The 18,879-nt window shown below is 62.9% G+C and carries 16 protein-coding genes; 6 read left to right on the forward strand and 10 right to left on the reverse strand.

Features of this window, described 5'->3' with window-relative positions; genetic code table 11:
* Positions 1-95: 95 nt before the first annotated feature.
* Positions 96-1,871, reverse strand: coding sequence for a glyoxylate carboligase (gcl, locus tag AC3WK8_RS11490; protein WP_103324817.1), 1,776 nt, complete (start codon positions 1,869-1,871; stop codon positions 96-98).
* A 267-nt stretch (positions 1,872-2,138) separates the two neighbouring features.
* Here gcl and AC3WK8_RS11495 point away from each other — a divergent pair, with 267 nt between their 5' ends.
* Positions 2,139-2,579: a GlcG/HbpS family heme-binding protein gene (locus tag AC3WK8_RS11495; RefSeq protein ID WP_031321203.1), complete on the forward strand. Its 441-nt coding sequence runs from the start codon at positions 2,139-2,141 to the stop codon at positions 2,577-2,579.
* Between the two features lie 198 nt (positions 2,580-2,777).
* Here the strand turns inward: AC3WK8_RS11495 and AC3WK8_RS11500 are convergent, their stop codons facing one another.
* A complete protein-coding gene (locus AC3WK8_RS11500; RefSeq protein ID WP_068578516.1) occupies positions 2,778-3,389 on the reverse strand; it encodes a TetR/AcrR family transcriptional regulator in 612 nt (203 codons plus the stop codon).
* 191 nt (positions 3,390-3,580) lie between these two features.
* On the opposite strand from AC3WK8_RS11500, the gene AC3WK8_RS11505 reads away from it, so the two are divergent.
* Positions 3,581-4,516: a DUF808 domain-containing protein gene (locus AC3WK8_RS11505; RefSeq protein ID WP_031321205.1), complete on the forward strand. Its 936-nt coding sequence runs from the start codon at positions 3,581-3,583 to the stop codon at positions 4,514-4,516.
* On the opposite strand, the gene AC3WK8_RS11510 is transcribed toward AC3WK8_RS11505, so the two are convergent.
* The 7 genes from AC3WK8_RS11510 to AC3WK8_RS11540 form a co-directional block, all read right to left on the reverse strand.
* Positions 4,513-5,316 (reverse strand): Cof-type HAD-IIB family hydrolase, encoded by an 804-nt coding sequence (locus tag AC3WK8_RS11510; RefSeq protein ID WP_103324816.1) that lies wholly within the window; start codon positions 5,314-5,316, stop codon positions 4,513-4,515. The two genes, AC3WK8_RS11505 and AC3WK8_RS11510, sit on opposite strands and share 4 nt — an antisense overlap.
* A gap of 73 nt (positions 5,317-5,389) precedes the next feature.
* Complete coding sequence (locus AC3WK8_RS11515; RefSeq protein ID WP_022643091.1) at positions 5,390-6,079, reverse strand: formyl transferase; 690 nt, start codon at positions 6,077-6,079, stop codon at positions 5,390-5,392.
* Entirely contained in the window at positions 6,066-7,922 is a 1,857-nt protein-coding gene (locus AC3WK8_RS11520; RefSeq protein ID WP_103324815.1) for an aminotransferase class I/II-fold pyridoxal phosphate-dependent enzyme, read from the reverse strand. The genes AC3WK8_RS11515 and AC3WK8_RS11520 overlap by 14 nt, the downstream gene beginning before the upstream one ends.
* 10 nt (positions 7,923-7,932) lie before the next feature.
* A complete protein-coding gene (locus AC3WK8_RS11525) occupies positions 7,933-9,135 on the reverse strand; it encodes a hypothetical protein (protein WP_103324814.1) in 1,203 nt (400 codons plus the stop codon).
* Between the two features lie 117 nt (positions 9,136-9,252).
* Positions 9,253-10,524: an MFS transporter gene (locus AC3WK8_RS11530; RefSeq protein ID WP_085595806.1), complete on the reverse strand. Its 1,272-nt coding sequence runs from the start codon at positions 10,522-10,524 to the stop codon at positions 9,253-9,255.
* Between the two features lie 603 nt (positions 10,525-11,127).
* Entirely contained in the window at positions 11,128-11,886 is a 759-nt protein-coding gene (locus tag AC3WK8_RS11535) for an MlaA family lipoprotein (protein WP_397429024.1), read from the reverse strand.
* 22 nt (positions 11,887-11,908) lie between these two features.
* Positions 11,909-13,207, reverse strand: a complete 1,299-nt coding sequence (locus AC3WK8_RS11540) for a serine/threonine protein kinase (protein ID WP_085595802.1) — start codon at positions 13,205-13,207, stop codon at positions 11,909-11,911.
* Positions 13,208-13,447: 240 nt separating this feature from the next.
* On the opposite strand from AC3WK8_RS11540, the gene AC3WK8_RS11545 reads away from it, so the two are divergent.
* Positions 13,448-13,813 (forward strand): hypothetical protein, encoded by a 366-nt coding sequence (locus tag AC3WK8_RS11545; RefSeq protein WP_053135017.1) that lies wholly within the window; start codon positions 13,448-13,450, stop codon positions 13,811-13,813.
* Between the two features lie 9 nt (positions 13,814-13,822).
* Here the strand turns inward: AC3WK8_RS11545 and AC3WK8_RS11550 are convergent, their stop codons facing one another.
* Positions 13,823-15,376, reverse strand: a complete 1,554-nt coding sequence (locus AC3WK8_RS11550; protein ID WP_103327155.1) for a glycoside hydrolase family 17 protein — start codon at positions 15,374-15,376, stop codon at positions 13,823-13,825.
* Between the two features lie 315 nt (positions 15,377-15,691).
* Here AC3WK8_RS11550 and AC3WK8_RS11555 point away from each other — a divergent pair, with 315 nt between their 5' ends.
* The 3 genes from AC3WK8_RS11555 (at position 15,692) to AC3WK8_RS11565 (ending at position 18,697) form a co-directional block, all read left to right on the forward strand.
* Positions 15,692-16,540, forward strand: a complete 849-nt coding sequence (locus tag AC3WK8_RS11555) for a glycine betaine ABC transporter substrate-binding protein (RefSeq protein WP_053135012.1) — start codon at positions 15,692-15,694, stop codon at positions 16,538-16,540.
* 190 nt (positions 16,541-16,730) lie between these two features.
* A complete protein-coding gene (locus AC3WK8_RS11560) occupies positions 16,731-17,042 on the forward strand; it encodes a DUF485 domain-containing protein (protein ID WP_022643099.1) in 312 nt (103 codons plus the stop codon).
* Positions 17,039-18,697, forward strand: a complete 1,659-nt coding sequence (locus tag AC3WK8_RS11565) for a cation acetate symporter (RefSeq protein ID WP_022643100.1) — start codon at positions 17,039-17,041, stop codon at positions 18,695-18,697. The genes AC3WK8_RS11560 and AC3WK8_RS11565 overlap by 4 nt, the downstream gene beginning before the upstream one ends.
* Positions 18,698-18,879: the final 182 nt, after the last annotated feature.

The following is an 18,879-nucleotide window of genomic DNA, read 5'->3' on the forward strand; positions in this document are numbered from 1 at the left end:
CGCCAAGGTCCGGTGGACCCTGGCGGCTCGCGAAGACGGCGTTGGCTTGGCGCTCGAGCGCGGTCCTGGGCGGCTACGGGAGTTGTGCTGGCTGGTTAGTCGAGCAGGGCGATGGCGGTGGGGGCGTCGTTGCCCACCAGCGCCAGGTCCTCGAACTCGTTGACGGCGTTGATCTCGGTACCCATGGAGATATTGGTCACCCTTTCCAGGATGATCTCCACCACCACTGGCACCTTGAAGGTTTCGACCAGTTCCTGGGCCTGGCGCAGGGCCGGTTGGATGTCCTTGGGCTCGAATACTCGCAGGGCCTTGCAGCCCAGGCCTTCGGCCACCGCGACATGGTCCACGCCGTAGCCATTGAGCTCGGGAGCGTTGAGGTTGTCGAAGGACAGCTGTACGCAATAGTCCATGTCGAAGCCGCGCTGGGCCTGGCGGATCAGCCCCAGGTAGGAGTTGTTCACCACCACGTGGATATACGGCAGGTTGAACTGCGCACCCACCGCCAGCTCTTCGATCATGAACTGGAAGTCATAGTCGCCGGACAGTGCCACCACCTTGCGGCTCGGGTCGGCCTTGACCACCCCCAGGGCTGCCGGAATGGTCCAGCCCAGCGGGCCGGCCTGGCCGCAGTTGATCCAATGGCGCGGCTTGTAGACGTGGAGGAACTGCGCGCCGGCGATCTGCGACAGGCCGATGGTGCTGACGTAGCAGGTGTCCTTGCCGAACACCTGGTTCATTTCCTCGTAGACCCGCTGCGGCTTGACCGGCACGTTGTCGAAGTGGGTCTTGCGTTGCAGGCTGGCCTTGCGTTGCTGGCAGTCGTGCAACCAGGCGCTGCGGTCCTTGAGCTTGCCGGCCGCCTGCCACTCGCGGGCCACTTCCAGCAGTACGGTGAGGGCGCTGCCAGCGTCGGAAACGATGCCCAGGTCGGGAGTGAAGACCCGGCCGATCTGGGTCGGCTCGATGTCCACGTGGATGAACTTGCGGCCTTCGGTATAGACGTCCACCGAGCCGGTGTGGCGATTGGCCCAGCGGTTGCCGATGCCCAGCACCACATCGGACTTGAGCAGGGTGGCGTTGCCGTAGCGATGGGAGGTTTGCAGGCCGACCATGCCCACCATCTGCGGGTGATCGTCGGGAATGCTGCCCCAGCCCATCAGGGTCGGGATCACCGGGATGCCGGTGAGTTCGGCGAACTCCACCAGCAGTTCGCTGGCATCGGCGTTGATCACCCCGCCGCCGGCCACCAGCAGCGGCCGCTCGGCCTGTGCCAGCATGGCCAGGACTTTCTCGGCCTGGACCCGGGTGGCCGAGGGCTTAGCCAGGGGCAGGGGCTGGTAGGCGTCGATATCGAATTCGATTTCCGCCATCTGCACGTCGAACGGCAGGTCGATCAGTACCGGGCCAGGGCGGCCGGAGCGCATTTCATGGAAGGCTTTCTGGAAGGCGTAGGGCACCTGGCCCGGCTCCAGCACGGTGGTGGCCCACTTGGTCACCGGCTTGACGATGCTGGTGATGTCCACGGCCTGGAAGTCTTCCTTGTGCAGGCGGGCACGGGGAGCCTGGCCGGTGATGCAGAGGATCGGGATGGAGTCGGCCGAGGCACTGTACAGGCCGGTGACCATGTCGGTGCCGGCGGGGCCCGAGGTGCCGATGCACACACCGATGTTGCCGGCCTTGGTGCGTGTGTAGCCCTCGGCCATGTGCGAGGCGCCTTCGACGTGGCGAGCGAGCACATGATCGATGCCGCCGACCTTCTGCAAGGCAGAGTACAGCGGGTTGATGGCGGCGCCCGGGATGCCAAAGGCGGTGTCGACCCCTTCACGGCGCATCACCAGAACGGCGGCTTCGATTGCTCTCATTTTGCTCATGGTTTTGTGCCTCTTACGTTTTGTAATTGTATACAAGTGGCTTTGCGAAGAGTGTATTCATGGCGAGCAGCACAGGTCAATGGCTTTTCTTGGAAGCTATCGGCTGCGCTTTGAGCCCTGATAAACCGGTGTCATTTTGTCGCATGGGCTATATTTCAATAAATATTGTATACAAAAATACAACTCATTGTGTTCTATTTGTTGTATCGAGCTTCTCCTTAAAGGAGCTCCACCAGGCTTTCCAATAACAAGATGAGGACGGCACCCATGAGCGCTTTAACCTTGAAAGTCGCAGTCAACCTGGCCAACCAGGCCATCCAGGCGGGGCGCAACATCAGTGCCGCGCCACTGGCCATCGCGGTACTCGATGCCGGTGGTCATCTGGTGACCTTGCAAAGGGAGGATGGCGCCAGCCTGCTGCGCCCGCAGATCGCCATCGGCAAGGCCTGGGGGGCGATCGCCCTGGGCAAGGGCTCGCGCCTGCTGGCGCTGGATGCCCAGCAGCGCCCGGCCTTCATCGGCGCGCTCAACAGCCTGGGGCAGGGCAGTGTGGTGCCGGCACCGGGCGGGGTATTGATTCGTGATCAGGCGGGCCTGGTGATTGGCGCCATCGGCATCAGTGGCGATACCTCGGACATCGATGAGCAGTGCGCCATCAGCGCCATCGAAGCCCAGGGCCTGGCCGCGGATGCCGGTGTCAGCGCCTAGGTCGCGCAGTACGTGTAGCCGCTGTCGAGCCTGCGAGGCTGCGATCGGGTGCGCAGCGCCCGCCAAACCGGGCGACGCGGTACCTCGGGTTGATTGCCGATAGCCACCAGGCGGCTCGTGCCGGGTCGTGCGCAGCCTGGGGCAGCGGCCACACGAACCCCTTGGCGCCCGTGAACCGGGCGACGTCATGAGGGTGGGTTATGCGGATTCGGGTTCGCAGCCCTTGAGCACCAGGCGGATGATGGTCTGGGCGGCGGCTTCGTAATCTTCGTCAGCCAGCTTGGCCTTGCCGGTGACCACCGAGATCTGCCAGTCGAAGTCGGCGTAGGTCTGGGTCGCGGCCCAGATGCTGAACATCAGGTGGTGCGGGTCCAGAGGGGCGATCTGGCCACGGTCGATCCAGGTCTGGATGCACTCGATGTTGTGCTTGGCCTGGGCGTTGAGCTGTTCCACCTGGTCCGGGCTCAGGTGCGGGGCACCATGCATGATCTCGCTGGCGAACACCTTGGAGGCGAAGGGCAGGTCGCGGGAGATGCGGATCTTCGAGCGGATATAGCCGCTGAGCACTTCGCTGGGTACGCCGTCGGCGTTGAATGGAGTGGAGGCCTGGAGAATCGGCTCGATGATGCTTTCGAGCACCTCGCGGTAGAGGTTTTCCTTGGACTTGAAGTAGTAGTAGACGTTGGGCTTGGGCAGCCCGGCCTTGGCGGCGATATCGCTGGTCTTGGTCGCGGCGAAGCCCTTGTCGGCGAATTCTTCACTGGCGGCCCGCAGGATCAGTTCTTTATTGCGCTCGCGGATGGTGCTCATAAACCGGGGGATTCCTTGCCTGTTCGGCGGTTGCGCATGGTAGCACCGGGCTCGCGAAAGGCTCAAGAATGCCCATTGGCCGTGGTCTTGCCAGCATTCGAGAGGGGGGGCGACCGTTTGCCGGCATCTCGCTTGGTCCTCCTGCGGCGCGGTATGCTGCGCGCCTCATCTCACGCAGGGAAGCCTGGCCCATGGCAGGAAGCAGTTTGCTGGTTTTGCTCGACGATATCGCCGCGGTGCTGGACGACGTGGCCCTGATGACCAAGATGGCGGCGAAGAAGACCGCCGGTGTGCTGGGCGATGACCTGGCCCTCAATGCCCAGCAGGTGTCCGGGGTTCGCGCCGAACGGGAGGTCCCGGTGGTCTGGGCCGTGGCCAAGGGCTCGTTTCGCAACAAGTTGATCCTGGTGCCGGCGGCCCTGGCCATCAGCGCCTTCGCTCCCTGGCTGGTGATTCCACTGCTGATGCTCGGAGGCGCCTACCTGTGCTTCGAGGGTTTCGAGAAGCTGGCCCACAAGTTTCTCCACAGCAAGGCCCAGGACCAGGCGGCCCATGACCAGCTGATCGAGGCCGTGGCGGATCCGGCCACCGACCTGGTGGCCTTCGAAAAGGACAAGATCAAGGGCGCGGTGCGCACTGACTTCATCCTCTCCGCCGAAATCATCGCCATTACCCTGGGTACCGTGGCCGACGCGCCGCTGGCCCAGCAAGTGGTGGTGCTGTCGGGTATCGCCATCGTGATGACCGTCGGCGTCTATGGCTTGGTGGCCGGCATCGTCAAGCTCGATGACCTGGGCCTGTGGCTGGCGCGCAAGCCGGGACAACTGGCCAGGAGCGTGGGTGGGGCGATCCTGCGGGCCGCGCCCTACATGATGAAGAGCCTGTCGGTGATCGGTACTGCGGCCATGTTCATGGTCGGCGGCGGCATCCTCACCCACGGCGTGCCGGCGGCCCACCACCTGATCGAAGAGCTCACCGCGCGCAGCGCCAGCCTGGTGGGTGGTTTTTCGTTGCTTATGCCGACCCTGCTCAATGCCGTGGCCGGGATCGTCGCCGGTGCCGTGGTCTTGCTCGGCGTGACCCTGGCCAGCAAGGCCTGGCGCGCCGTCCGCGGCCAAGCGGCCTAGGCCGGCAGCAGCGTGGCCAGGTAGCGGGCCACGGCTTCCTCGCCGCAGTGACCGATCACTGCGGCCTCCGGCAAGGCCCGCCGGACATCGTGGTGGGCGCTGTCCATCACCACCGCTTGTCCGGCCTTGGCCAGCATCGACACATCGTTCATGCCATCGCCAAAGGCCACGCAGCGCTTGAGGGCAACCCCCAGCAGCTGCGCCAGGCGCTGCAGGGCATGGCCTTTGCTGACCCCGCCGGCCATCACCTCCAGGCACCAGGGAAAGGAGAAGACGCTGCTGATCCGCGCGCCGAAGCAGGCGTCGAGGTGCGATTGCAGGCGCGCCAACGCCGCGTGGTCCTGGTCGTGATGGAAAAAGAACAGCTTCTGTACCCCTTGCTCGAGAAAATCCGCCGGCGCGCAGAGCGTCGGTTGGAATGCCGGGTTCTGGCTGAAGTTGTCCAGGTTCGGGTAGTGGTCGCTGATCAGCCACTGTGCCTGGCAGTAGGCGTTGATCACCCACTGGCGGTCCGTGGCGCTGGCGATCAGCTCGCGCACCAGTTCGTTGTCCAGTTCCTGGACCAGGCGCAGGTTGCCGCAGGCGCTGGCGATGCTGGCGCCATTGGCGGTGATCAAGTGCACCGGCGGTAGCCGCTTGCCGATCAGCGAGCGGACATCGCGTTGGTGGCGGCCGGTGGCCAGCACTATCTGGCGGCCGGCCTGGTGCAGCTGCCAGAGGGTATTGCAGGTGTAGTCGCCGATCCGGTCCCCTGGCAACAGCAGGGTTCCGTCCAGGTCGGACGCTATCAGGTCGTACATCGCAGGCTCCGGTTGGCACGGGCCGGGTCATGCCAATGGGCCGACCCGGCCGTCGGGAGGGGCGGCATGCGCCTCAGGCGGGTTTCGCGGCGCTCTGGGCCAGCAGCTCCAGGGACTTGGCCTTGGTGAAGGTCATGCGCTCCTCAAGGCGCAGATTGTCCCGCTCGTAGTAGATGCTCATCTGCCCATGGTCCTGGGGCACCGGGGTGATGCGGTAGATCAGCGGCAGGCTGTCGCTGAGCAGTTGCCGGGCATACCCCATGGCGCGCTGGTAGGTGTCGCCGACCTCTTCGAACTCGGGAAAGATATCGAACGCCACCTGGCTGAGGATCGGGCCGTCGTCGATGCCCTCGTTGATTTCGTGGAGGGTCACGCCGTGGCGCCGCTCGCCGTTCTTCAGTGCCCAGTTCACCGGACGCACGCCCCGGTAGTGGGGCAGGTAGGACAGGTGCAGGTTGAGGATCTTGGCGCAGCAATCGATGAAGGCCCTGGGCAGGATCCGCTTGTGGAAGATCACCAGGCACAGGTCGCAGGAGAACGCCTGCTCGGCGTATCCCGGCAGGTTCTCGAAACGCCCGTCCTCGACCACCGGGATCTGCTGCTGGTGGCAGTAGTCGATCAGCGTCTGTTCGCTGCTCACCGGTTCGAACGGGTCGGCGACCACGTGGCTGAGCAGGTAGTCCGGGTGATCCTGGAAGTAGCGGCAGGCGAAGATCGCCAGTTCGCCCTTGCCGCAGATCACCACGCGCTTAGGCGAATGCATGGTCGTTCTCCTGTTGATGGGCATGGCCATGATGACGGGCCAGTTGTGCCATGACGTTCTTGAGGGCCAGGAGCAGCTCGATGTTTTCCTCGCGGGTGCGGCAGGAAATCCTCAGGTACTGGTCGGAACCCTCGTTGCGTTTGCCCGAGCATTCCTTGACGTAGATGTGATGCTGCTCCAGGAGCAGGCGGCAGAGGGTCCGGGCGTCGGCGTAGTGAGTCTTGCAATAGACGAAGTTCGATTCGGTTTCGAAGCTGCTGAGGCCGTCGATGTCGTTCAGAGCGATCTGCAGGTCCAGGGTGTCGCCGATCACCGTCTGGCAACTTGCCAGGTACTGGTCCTTGTACTGCGGCAGGTGCAGCAGGAATTCCTCGGCGAAGCCGTTGAGGTTCCAGATCGGCAACTGCGCGTTCAGGGCCTTGAGCAGCGCCTGGTCGGCGCTGGCCAGGTAGCCGATGCGAATGCCGCCGATGCCGAAGGTCTTGCTCATGCTGCGGATCACCACCAGGTTGGGGTGTTCGTCCAGGGCGTGGAGCAGGGTCTGGTCGGCATGCCGGGAGAAGTCCAGGAACGATTCGTCGACGATCAACGCGATCTGCAGCGCCTGCAGCTCGCGGGCCAGGGCCTGGAGCGCGGCCGCCGGGGTGAGGGCGCCCGTGGGGTTGTTCGGCGACTCGATCACCACCACCGAGGGGCGCTGTTCGTGGCAGAGCGCCAACAGCGCCTGGGTGTCGATGGCGAATGCCTCGGCTTCGCGAGTGTGCAGGCACAGGGTGCGGTCTTCGCCGAAGACGTTGGCGTACTCGTTGAACGAGGGCACGGTGACCAGCACCTTGCCCGGGTACAGGTCCGGCAGGATCTTGATGATCTCCGCCGCGCCGTTGGCCACGCACAGCCGTTGGGCCGGGACATCGATGAACTCGGCCAGCGACTCCTCGATCAGCCGGCGGCCGCCCGGGTAGTTGAGCAGGATGTGCTCGAAGTTGTCCTTGATCTTGTCCTTGAGCTGTTGCGGCGGGAAATGGAAGTTGTAGATCAGCGCGAAGTCGCGCAGCGGGTAGCGCCAGTAGCCGCCGTGGCGGTTCTGCACGAAGCCCAGGCGATCCTGGTGGGAGATGTAGTTGCAGATGGTCAGGTCGTAGTAGTTGTCGACTTCGTACCACTGGGTGTTGTCGACGATCACCGGCTGGATGTTCCACTGGCTGTCCAGCGAGGCCTGCTTGAAGACATCTTCGTAGTAGGTGTTCTTGTCGCCCCGGGCGATGTACAGGTCCAGTTGGCGGACCACATGGCGGGCGAACTCCTGCGTACCGATCTTGTACAGGTTGACGGTCTTGTAGTGGCTGTCCAGGGTCTGGTGCCCAGCCTCCTTGGTGGAGCCGAAACCCAGCAGCCGGTCGTTCTCGATGGTGGTGTAGGTGCCTTCCATGTTCGGCCCGAGGGCGGACACCAGGGTGACCAGGTCAGCCGACTTGGCCATCAGCTGTTCCAGGCATTGCTGGGAAAAGTAGATGTCGCCTTCGATGATCAGCGTGTCCCGGCCGATATGTTCCCGGGCCAGGTACAGCGAATAGATGTTGTTGGTGGTGGCCCAGTCCGGGTTGTAGACGAACTCGAAGCAAAGGCTGGTGTTCATCTGCTCCAGGTGCGCGGTGATGGTCTCGGCCTGGTAGCCGACCACGACCACCACCTTGCCGGCGCCGAGCCGTTCCAGGTTGGCCAGGGCGTTGTCGATGAAGGCGATGTCGTTGGTCTGGACCAACGGCTTCGGAGTATTTTCGGTTCGGTTGGCCAGGCGGCTGCCTCGGCCCGCGCAAAGCAGGATGGCTGTATTGTTATTCATTGGAATTTCCTTATTTACCAAATATCAATCCGGGCACTACGTGCTGGTAGACCCATACGCCGTCGATCCGCCCGGAAAAGCTTTCTTCGCCGCCACTGTCGCCACCGGTCTTGATGCCTGAGCCGAGGCCGAAGGTATGGAAGTCCTCCAGCGCCCGGCCATCCGCGGCCAGGGGGTTGAGGCGGGCATTGGTCAGCAGGCCGTGGGCGTCCTGCTGCAACTGGATCGGGCGGCTGTCGGCGTCCAGCAACTCCACGGCCCTGGCGCTGTAGCCGGTGCTGTTGAGCAAGACGGCGCTGGCGTTGATCAAGGCGTCGACCTGCTCCGGGGACCGGGTGGAGATATCCACCACCTGGAGGTTGTCGATCTGCCCTTGCTGCACCTTGCGGGCGAACTCGAAGGAGTCGTAGCGCAGCCCCGAGTAGCGGTTGATCCGCCCGCTGGCGTTGCACACGTCAGCGTCGGTGAAGTGATAGCCCTGGGCCCGGGCGCTCTCGGCACAGTCGAAGAACAGCTTGAAGTCGCGCTTGGCCAGCAGGGTGATGGGGCCCCGGTAATCCAGTTGCTCCACCAGGCGTATCAGGCAGGACACCGCACTGTGGGACGAGCCGAGGATGGCCACCGAGTCCGGGGCCGATGTGCAAAATTGCCGGTCGTGCAGCCCCTTGATGAACTCGTCGGAGTTGATGTTGCAAGAGGCGTGGCGCGGGCCGCGTTGCTGGGGCTGCCCGCCGAGGTTGCAAATGACCTTGCGGCACTGGGCCTGCATCAGCACGCCGTCCAGGCTGTAGCTGACCAGGTAGCCGCCCTCGGGCAATTGGCGGATCGCCTGGACGCAGCTATCGGTGGAGAACACGAAGCGCTGGCGCAGGGCCTTGTCGGCCATGACGAAGGCAGCGATCTGTTCAAGGAAGGCGCCGACCTGGCTCAGCTCGACGGCCCGATCCTGGTTTTCGCGCAAATAGCGCCATTGCGGGGTGTCCTTGAGGAAGCGGCTGAGCCGATCTTCCTGGTCCTGGAATTTTTCCAGGAATACGCCCCCCAGGGAGTTGGCGGTGATCCGGTACTGGCCGATTTCCCCGGCGCCTACGACATGGTTCTTTTCCAGGATCAGGCAGCGGCCGGCTTGTTCGTTCCGAATCAGCTCCGGCAGCAGCGAAATATTGGCTGGGCCGGCACCGCACAAGATCACGTCATAGTTCTGGATGGGCATCTAATGCTCCTGGTTGAAGTTATATAAGCGATAGAAGTTGCAGGCGAGGCTGGGCCGCTGAGATATCAGTTGAAGTTTAGGAGTTGATATAGAAGTCGTTTGTCGCGCCGACTTTATTCAGCCGCTGGATACGGGGGATGCCGTGCCGGAACTGTCATCTGCTGTTTGGCGGGGCTTGCCGGCATGTTTGAAGATGCTGAAGAAGATATAAGTCATGAGGCTGCTGGCAATGCCCAGGAAGATGAATAGCGCAGTACCGTCGAGCCATTGTATGAAGAGCCCGCCAACGATGGGCGACAGGGAAAATCCAACTCCATACAAAGAAGCGGCACCGAAGTAGGCTCCCCGCAAGTTGTTGGGAGCCAGGCTGTCGACGAACATGTTGATACAGGGGAACAGAATGGTCTGGCTGATGCTCATGAGTAATACGGCGCTGTACCACAGGGCCTTGGTTTCATAGTGGTGGGCGGCCAGGGCGAAGATGAATTCGCTGGCGATCAGCAGGACGCTGCCGACATAGATCTTCGCGTCCAGGCTCCAGGATGCCAGCGCGCCGGACAGCGGCAGTTGCAAAAGGACGATGGTGGTGGCGTGCAGGACGATCAGCGAGGCGATGAAGCCCAGGTAGCCTTCGAAGCCGATGGCGGTGATCAGCTGGGGCAGGCTGGAGTCGAAGTTGCCGAAGATGAACATCATCAGGATGTTGTTGAGCACCAGGGCGAGGAAGATGTGGTCCCGGGACAGGACCTTCATGGTGTTGGCGAAGCTGGTGCTGTTGATGGCCTTGAGCACGATGCCACGACCGAACACCACCACGCCGAGCAGCAGCAGGACATAGGACAGGGTCACCAGGACGAAGGCCAGGGAGCCGGCGCTGATCCCCAGTTGCAGGCCGAGATAGGGACCTACCGCGGCGCCGGCGTTGAGGAAGAAGTAGCGCAGGTGCATGGCCCGCTCCACCAGGGGGCGGGACTCGATGATGTCGCCGATCACGGTCTTGATCGGGTTGTTGACCAGGGCCCAGGACAGGTTGGCCAGCAAGGTACCGGCAATGTAGCCCTGGGCGCTGCCGGACAGGCCGAGCAGGCAGTAGGACAGGGTGGCGACCACGCAGCCGAGGATGATGATCTTCAGCCGGCCGATCTTGTCCGAGATGTAGCCACTGTAGAAGCTGACTGCCGAGGAGATGGCGATCGAAAGGGTCAGCACCAGCCCGATGAAGGTCGGGCTGAAGTCGAAGCGGGTATAGAGCACCACGGAGATGAATGGCCAGACCATCATCGAGGTCGCTCGGGTAATGAAGGTCCCGATGAACAGGATCCAGATGAAAAGAGGCAACTCGCTGAAGTAACGCTGCACGCGGGACTGGGGTCTGGCCGATAGTTTCATGGTAACGGATGTCTGGATTACTTGACGGAATACTGGCCCGGTCGAATACATCGACCAGCCCTCGTTAGTTGCCGGGATTTGCCTGTTTGGTTTTCAGCGGGCAATAGCGATGCACTTTCCGGGAACCGGCACGCAATGGCCTGGAACTTGGGGAAATCAATGCGTTTGGTATTGGCTGAAGTTACCGGCAGTTCAGCGGGCAAACATCTGCACAGCAATAATCACGGGCGCAAGTTGACCATGATCGACCTGTGCGGTAGTTGGTGCTGAAGATTGGCGGATGAACGCCCGGGAGGAATAGCGAGGATGGACGACATCAGTCCCTGATTATCGTAGAACACGTTACTGCTTCCTTAGCTGTGTTGCGCTGGAGCTTACACCGACCGTCACAATAAGTTAATAAAAAATTCACATTTGTTTTTTTAAGTTCGTTTGTGCGCTACGAGGCCTAGGTTTTTCCGGGGTTCCACGGCCATGGCGGCTGGATTACGGCAGGTTGCAGGCAGTGTGAATCGCGCTGCCGTCGAGGCCGGAAGTGCCGGGCTAGAGCATTTCGCGGGGCGTGTGGCGGGCCCGGAGACCCGGGCTCGCCGTGGCGGGAGGTTACTCGGCGATCTGCAGTTTGCGCGCTTCGGTATAGACGTAGCGCACTTGTTCGTACTCGAACGGCGAGTTCAGCTCGCCATAGCGGAAGTTGGTCTGGTAGCGCTTGTCGACGCCACGCAACAGCCAGAGCTCCGGATGGTTCTTGCTGACTTCGGCGACGTTGAGGAAGTTGATCGCCGACTCGGCGCTGTAGTCCACCGCCAGGCCCGCGGTGTCGCGCAGGTTCGAGGGGCCCAGGAGCGGCAGCACCAGGTAGGCTCCGCTCGGGACCCCGTAGAAGCCCAGGGTCTGGCCGAAGTCCTCGCTCTGGCGCGGCAGGCCCATCTTGGTGGCCGGGTCCCACAGGCCGGCGATGCCGATGGTGGTGTTGACCAGCAGGCGGGCGGTGGTCTCCATGGAGCGCTGGCCCTTGAACTGCAGCAGGCTGTTGAGCAGGCTGGGTACATCGCCCAGGTTGTTGAAGAAGTTGCTCACTCCGGTGCGCAGGAAGCTCGGGGTGATGTAGCGGTAGCCGTCCACCACGGGCAGGAACACCCATTGGTCGAAGCGATAGTTGAAGTGATAGACCCGGCGGTTCCAGGACTCCAGCGGGTCGTAGACGTTCAGCGCGCTGAGGGTCGAGCGTTCGAACTCGCGCTGGTCCAGCCCCGGGTTGAACTTGAGCTGTTTCAGCGGCTCGGTGAAGCCGTCGGCGTCGGGCGCGGTGATGGTGCCGGCATGGCCGTCGTCGGCGTGGACATAGCCTGCGCAGAGCAACGCAGCGATAAGCAGGAGATGTTTAGCCACGGAAGAACTCCAGCATGGCGTCGCTGTTGACGCGGTAGTTGAGGTTGCCGCAATGGCCACCATGGGGGTAGACGGTCAGGCGATCGCCAAAGGTCTGGCGCAAGAAGCCCAGGTCGCCGGGGCCCAGGATGACGTCGTCGGCGTTGTGCATCACGGCGATCTTCGGGCTGGCCTTGAGGTAGTCCTGCAGCGCATAGAGGCTCACCTGGTCGACCAGTTGCAGCAGGCTGCCGCCATCGGTACGGGCGCGCCACATCGGGATCACCTGCTCGGTCAGGTAGCAGTCGAAGTCGCACTGCAGGGCGCGCTTGAAGAATGGCGTGAGACTGGTGCCCTCGCGGATCGGGTATTTGGGCGGGGTGATCAGGCCGCGCCGGTTGATCAGGTCCGAGGTGAAGGCGATGTCCGCCGCCGAGAAGCGGAAGGCGGTGCCGATCAGCATCGCCAGTTGTTCGTTGCTCAGGTGCTGCTTGGATTGCTGCAGGTCATAGAGCAGGGCGTCGTTGAGATCGATATAGCCCTTCTGCTGGAAGTAGCGGGTCAGCTTGGCCAGCATCAGCTCGTAGAACGTGGTGCTGCTGCTGATGCCCTTGACCTCGGTCTGTACCAGCTTGTCCAGGTTGCTGATCGAGGTGTAGAGGTTGACCGGCGGGTTGAGCAGCAGGACCTTCTTGAAGTTGAAGGTGCGCCGGGTCTCGTCGAGCTTGCTGATGAACGCCGCATCCAGGGCGCCCAGGCTGTAGCCGGTGAGGTAGTAGTCGGTGACCGGCAGCTTGGAGTTCTGCGCGCGCACCGCTTGCATCACCCGGTACATGTCCTGGGCGTCCTCGGCGGTCACCCCGGGAGTGGCGAAGCGCGATGCGGCGCTGATGAAGTCGAAGCTGGTGGGCGAGGACAGCTGCACCACGTGGTAGCCGGCCTTGTAGTAGAGCTTCTTCAGGTATTCGTTGAGGGTGCTGTCGTAGCGCGCGCCGGTACCGGCGATCAGGAAGATCAACGGGGCGGCGTGGTCCTGGGTGGCGATGCGGTAGGTGAGTTTCTTCACTGCCCAGAAATTGTCCGGCAGGGTGAATTCGCGTTCCGGGCGCAGGGTCAGGCTGTAGTCGGACTGGCGGATGTCATCGTCCGAGGGCAGCTCCGGGCGCAAGTCCGGCGGTGTGGTGGCGATGGTGGCTTCGAAGGGATTGGTCAACGGGTAGCCGTAGCTGGCCGGATCGACATCGACCGCCAGTGCGGACGCACTCAGGATAAGGCCACCGAACAGGGCGGTGAGGCGCAAGGAACGAAGCATGACTGTATCCCTAGAAGGAAGGTGCCGAATGAGGTTCGCAGGCTATGACCACCGTGCTGCTGCCGAAGTGCCATGTGCGGGCGCAAATAACGTCCGTGGCAGTCTGGCCTGGGGGTAGTGGTGATAGTAGCCGGACGATACACGTTGCCACCCTTGGCTGAATAGCTATGCGTGCATGGTGCTTGCCAAGTGTTTCCGGGGGATTATGCTGGGCGCCGTTTTGATTGCCTGGAGTGCCCCATGTCTCGCCGCTTTCCCCTGTTCTTGCTGCTGTTGGCCCTGGTGCTGTGGCTGGCCGCCAGCTATGGCCTGCGCTATGGCTTCATGGAGGATGCCCGCTGGGTGGGCGTATGCATCGATGAGGCCGGCCGCTGGGAGTGCTCGTTGCGCTCCAGCCTGGGGTGGATGATTCATTTCAAGGTATTGGGCTGGAGCGCCCTGGGCGCGGCGCTGCTGGCTTTCGTCGTGCCAGGGCGGCTGGGCTGGGGGCTGGCGCTGCTGGCCATGGCGGCCGGGATCCCGGCCCTGGTGCTGTATAACACCAGCCTGGCGGTGTTCGCCCTGGTGATCGCCAGCCTGCGCCTGGTGCGCGCTCCTCGCCCCTAGCCGGGCGGATCAGCCGACCCGCGCCCGCAAGCTGCGCCACAGCGCGGCGACCATCAGCAGGCCGACCAGGGCCCAGCCCCAGGCCTGCTGGTTGGCCAGGCCTTCCTGGTACAGCTGCGGCGCGATGCTGGCACCGATGATGAAGGTCAGCAGGGCGACCTCGCGCCGTGGTACTCGCACCGGTCGGCAGAGGAAGGCCAGGGCCGGCACCAGCAGGGCGGCGCTGGGGAAGCTGCGATAGCGCGGATCGAACACCAGCTCGAGCATCATCACCGCCGCGGCGAAACCGGCTGCCGCCAGGAGCCAGCCGGCACGCTTTTCCAGGATGCTGAACAGCCGCCGGCGCCAGCCTTCACGCGAGCCCAGGGCCAACGCGGCGTGGGCCAGGATCAGCAGGTTCAGGCCCAGCAGCAGGGCGGCCCAGGCCCACTCGCTGGCGAAGCGACTGGTGACTCGCGTCAACTCGGCGAAGGTGCCGATGCTGCAGGCCGCCACGGCACCCAGCAGTGGCAGAAGGACGGCCGTCCGAGTGCTGCCGACCCTGCCACCCAGCAGCAGGGTACCGCCCAGGAGCGCCGCTCCCAGGCCCAGCCACAGGGGCCAGTAGGGCAGGTTGGATACCGGACCTTCGAGGATCCCCTTGTCTTGGCGATCGGCGTCGAACAGCCCCCAGTAACCACCGACCGCGCCTTCGCTGGCGCGTTTCCAGGGTTGGTCGAAGGCCTCGATCAGGTTGTAGTGCCAGCCATTCTGCTCGGCCAGGGCGACGAAACCGCGGATGAACCGGGCTTCGTTGACCCGGCTGGGGATCGCGGTCTCGCGCTGGCGACCTTCGCTGGGCCAGCCGGTCTCGCCGATCAGCACGTCCTTGGGGGCGAAGCGGTTGCCGAACACCTGGCGTACCTGGGCCACATGATCCAGGGCCACGTCGATGTTCGATGGATCGTCTTCCCAGTAGGGCAGCAGGTGGATGGTCAGGAAGTCCACGGCCGGGGCCACTTCCGGGTGCTTGAGCCAGAACTCCCAGACATCGGCGTAGGTCACTGGCTGCTTGACGTTGTGCTTGACCTTGGTGATCAGCCGGGCCAGCTGGGCGCCGGTGATTTCCTTGCGCAGCAGTGCCTCGTTGCCGACGATCACCGCGCTGACCACATCCGGGTTGGCGTTGGCCGAGGCGATCAGCAGGTCCACCTCTCTTTCGTTATCCGCCGGGTTGCTGTTGATCCAGGCTCCGATCATCAGCTTCAGGCCGTGCTTGCGCGCCAGCTCCGGCAGGGCCTCCAGGCCGCTCATGGAATAGGTGCGGATGCACTCGAAGCGGGTCGCCAGCAGCGCCAGGTCGGCGTCCATGCGCTCGGGGCGCAGCTTGAACGGCTGGTCGAACGGCGACTGGTCCTTGTCGAACGGAGTGTAGGAGGCGCATTGCAGCTTGTGGCTGGCGCTGGCGACGTCGGGCAACTGCACCGGCCGGCCGAGGCCGTACCAGTAGCTGCACAGGGCCAGCAGGGCAATCAGGCAGGCGCACAGGTAGGCAAGGAGGGGGAAGCGTGGAGTGGCGGGCATGGTCAGGCCGTCAGGGGGGCAAAGCCGGGCATCTTACCTGTATTCGACTGTGCCTTGGGGCTGCCATGCGAAGTTCGCGCAGGCTTGTTGTCGCGGGAGCAGGGACGGCTACTGGCTTTCTGATGTCGCTGGCTGTTGCCTTGAGGTCGCAGTCAGAGCAGGTCGCCGCCGGTGGCGGGTTGATGATCCAGGCATCAGTACTCCGCTGATGATCGAACGTGTTCGCGGTCGGGCGTGATGGAGGCGCCGAGCACCATAACCATACGTTGATGTGCCCGGCAGCTGCCCGGCACTGCACTTTTCGGGGAAGTAACGATGAAGATGCGACGACTCTTAGGCGCAGGTGCCGCAATGGTACTTGCCATCAGCTCCACCTTGGCCAGCGCCGACAGCAAGACCCTGAGCATCGGCTATGTCGACGGCTGGTCCGACAGCGTGGCGACGACCCATGTGGCGGCGGAGGTGATCAAGAAGCTCGGTTATGACGTCAAGCTGCAGGCCGTGGCGACCGGGATCATGTGGCAGGGCGTGGCCACCGGCAAGCTCGACGCCATGCTCTCGGCCTGGTTGCCGGTGACCCATGGCGAGTACTGGGCCAAGAACAAGGACAAGGTGGTGGACTATGGCCCCAACTTCAAGGACGCCAAGATCGGCCTGATCGTGCCGGAGTACGTCAAGGCCAAGTCCATCGCTGACCTGAAGGGCGATGCCAGCTTCAAGAACAAGATCGTCGGGATCGATGCCGGCTCAGGGGTGATGCTCAAGACCGACCAGGCGATCAAGGACTATGGGCTGGACTACAAGCTGCAGGCCAGTTCCGGGGCGGCGATGATCGCCGAGCTGACCCGCGCCGAGGAAAAACAGGATTCCATCGCGGTGACCGGCTGGGTGCCGCACTGGATGTTCGCCAAATGGAAACTGCGCTTCCTCGAGGATCCCAAGGGCGTGTATGGCGCCGCCGAGACCGTCAACAGCATCGGCAGCAAGGAACTGGAGAAGAAGGCGCCTGAGGTGGCGGCGTTCCTGAAGAAGTTCCAGTGGGCGTCCAAAGACGAAATCGGCGAAGTGATGCTGGCTATCCAGGAGGGCGCCAAGCCTGATGCGGCGGCCAAGGACTGGGTGGGCAAGCACCCGGAGCGGGTGGCCGAGTGGACCGCTAAATAGTAGCGCGGCGTCTATTTCAAGGGTCTTGGGGGTGTCTGCGACGGCGTTGCGGATGCCCCCGTTTTTTTGTGGGGGAGAATTGGCGCGGGAGTTAATGTCGTTCTAATACTAAGGTCGTCTAGAACGCGTTTGAGAGCTGCATAGAGTGGATTAGGTTCCACCTAAAATCTGTGCTGCGAGGATAAAAACAATGAACGACAGCATTTACCTCTCGATTCAAAACAGCCCGCGCTTCAAGGAGCTGGTGAGCAAACGGGAGCGGTTCGCCTGGATTCTTTCGGCGATCATGCTTGGGCTTTACTCGGCTTTCATCCTGTTGATCGCCTATGGACCCCAGATCCTGGGGAGCAAACTCAGTCCTTCATCATCCATCACCTGGGGCATTCCCATCGGTGTCGGCTTGATTGTCTCGGCCTTCATCCTGACGGCCATCTATGTGCGGCGCGCCAACGGTGAGTTCGACGAGCTGAACAACGCGATCCTGAAGGAGGCTCAGCAATGATCCGCCGTCTATTCGCAGCGCTCGGCCTGGCCGCTTTCGCTCCCGCCCTGTGGGCCGCAGACGCCCTGACGGGAGAAGTCCACAAGCAACCTCTCAACGTATCGGCGATCGTGATGTTCGTGGTGTTCGTCGGTGCCACCCTGTGCATCACCTACTGGGCTTCCAAGCGCAACAAGTCGGCTGCCGACTATTACGCGGCGGGCGGCAAGATCACCGGCTTCCAGAACGGCCTGGCAATTGCCGGCGACTACATGTCGGCGGCGTCCTTCCTGGGGATTTCCGCTCTGGTGTTCACCTCCGGCTATGACGGGCTGATCTACTCCATCGGCTTTTTGGTGGGCTGGCCGATCATCCTGTTCCTGATCGCCGAACGCTTGCGCAACCTGGGCAAGTACACCTTCGCCGACGTGGCGTCCTATCGCCTCGGGCAAACCCAGATCCGCACCCTGTCGGCCTGTGGTTCGCTGGTGGTGGTGGCGTTCTACCTGATTGCGCAGATGGTGGGTGCCGGCAAGCTGATCCAGCTGCTGTTCGGTCTCGATTACCACGTGGCGGTGATCCTGGTGGGCATCCTGATGTGCCTGTACGTATTGTTCGGCGGCATGCTGGCCACTACCTGGGTACAGATCATCAAGGCGGTGCTGTTGCTCTCCGGCGCATCGTTCATGGCGTTGATGGTGATGAAGCACGTGGGCTTCGACTTCAACGTGCTGTTCTCCGAAGCGATCAAGGTCCACCCCAAGGGTGAGGCGATCATGAGCCCGGGCGGCCTGGTGAAGGATCCGATCTCGGCGTTCTCCCTGGGCCTGGCGCTGATGTTCGGTACCGCCGGCCTGCCGCATATCCTGATGCGCTTCTTCACCGTGAGCGACGCCAAGGAAGCTCGCAAGAGCGTGCTCTATGCCACTGGTTTCATCGGCTACTTCTACATCCTGACCTTCATCATCGGTTTTGGCGCGATCTTGCTGGTGAGCACCAATCCGGACTTCAAGGACGCTGCAGGCGCCTTGCTGGGCGGTAACAACATGGCGGCGGTGCACCTGGCCAATGCGGTGGGCGGCAGCGTATTCCTGGGCTTCATCTCGGCGGTGGCCTTCGCCACCATCCTGGCTGTGGTGGCGGGCCTGACCCTGGCCGGTGCTTCGGCGGTGTCCCATGACCTGTATGCCAGCGTGATCAAGAAGGGCAAGGCCAACGAGAAGGACGAGATCCGCGTCTCCAAGATCACCACTGTGACCCTGGGCGTGCTGGCCATCGGCCTGGGCATCCTGTTCGAGAGCCAGAACATCGCGTTCATGGTGGGCCTGGCGTTCTCCATCGCTGCCAGCTGCAACTTCCCGGTACTGCTGCTTTCCATGTACTGGAAGAAACTCACTACCCGTGGCGCCATGATCGGTGGCTGGATGGGCCTGGTGAGCGCAGTGGCACTGATGATCCTCGGTCCGACCATCTGGGTGCAGATCCTGCATCATGAGAAGCCGATCTATCCGTACGAGTACCCGGCGCTGTTCTCGATGATCATCGCCTTCGTCGGTATCTGGTTCTTCTCCATCACCGACAAGTCGGCGGCGGCGGCCAATGAGCGGGCGCTGTTCTTCCCGCAGTTCGTGCGTTCGCAGACCGGCCTCGGTGCCAGTGGGGCGGTGTCGCACTAAGTTCCTGGCACTGGGCTTCTATCTATATAGGGGCTCGATGATGGCGAAATGCCCTGGTCGCAAGGCCAGGGCATTTTTATTGGCCGTGGATCTGCTGGTTGCGTCGGGTGGGGAGGTGCCGGTGTCAGGGGGCGGCAGAGAGCTTGTACAGGCGCTTGCGCTGATGGCTGCAGGCCTTGTGC

The sequence above is a fragment of the Pseudomonas sp. FW507-12TSA genome, from assembly GCF_058781435.1.

Coding starts and splice junctions, on each gene's coding strand:
- AC3WK8_RS11560 (WP_022643099.1), top strand. CDS start 16,731: ATGAACGACAGCATTTACCTCTCGATTCAAAACAGCCCGCGCTTCAAG.
- AC3WK8_RS11505 (WP_031321205.1), top strand. CDS start 3,581: ATGGCAGGAAGCAGTTTGCTGGTTTTGCTCGACGATATCGCCGCGGTG.
- AC3WK8_RS11550 (WP_103327155.1), bottom strand. CDS start 15,376: ATGCCCGCCACTCCACGCTTCCCCCTCCTTGCCTACCTGTGCGCCTGC.
- AC3WK8_RS11565 (WP_022643100.1), top strand. CDS start 17,039: ATGATCCGCCGTCTATTCGCAGCGCTCGGCCTGGCCGCTTTCGCTCCC.
- AC3WK8_RS11540 (WP_085595802.1), bottom strand. CDS start 13,207: ATGCTTCGTTCCTTGCGCCTCACCGCCCTGTTCGGTGGCCTTATCCTG.
- gcl (WP_103324817.1), bottom strand. CDS start 1,871: ATGAGCAAAATGAGAGCAATCGAAGCCGCCGTTCTGGTGATGCGCCGT.
- AC3WK8_RS11495 (WP_031321203.1), top strand. CDS start 2,139: ATGAGCGCTTTAACCTTGAAAGTCGCAGTCAACCTGGCCAACCAGGCC.
- AC3WK8_RS11520 (WP_103324815.1), bottom strand. CDS start 7,922: ATGAATAACAATACAGCCATCCTGCTTTGCGCGGGCCGAGGCAGCCGC.
- AC3WK8_RS11525 (WP_103324814.1), bottom strand. CDS start 9,135: ATGCCCATCCAGAACTATGACGTGATCTTGTGCGGTGCCGGCCCAGCC.
- AC3WK8_RS11515 (WP_022643091.1), bottom strand. CDS start 6,079: ATGCATTCGCCTAAGCGCGTGGTGATCTGCGGCAAGGGCGAACTGGCG.
- AC3WK8_RS11530 (WP_085595806.1), bottom strand. CDS start 10,524: ATGAAACTATCGGCCAGACCCCAGTCCCGCGTGCAGCGTTACTTCAGC.
- AC3WK8_RS11545 (WP_053135017.1), top strand. CDS start 13,448: ATGTCTCGCCGCTTTCCCCTGTTCTTGCTGCTGTTGGCCCTGGTGCTG.
- AC3WK8_RS11500 (WP_068578516.1), bottom strand. CDS start 3,389: ATGAGCACCATCCGCGAGCGCAATAAAGAACTGATCCTGCGGGCCGCC.
- AC3WK8_RS11555 (WP_053135012.1), top strand. CDS start 15,692: ATGAAGATGCGACGACTCTTAGGCGCAGGTGCCGCAATGGTACTTGCC.
- AC3WK8_RS11510 (WP_103324816.1), bottom strand. CDS start 5,316: ATGTACGACCTGATAGCGTCCGACCTGGACGGAACCCTGCTGTTGCCA.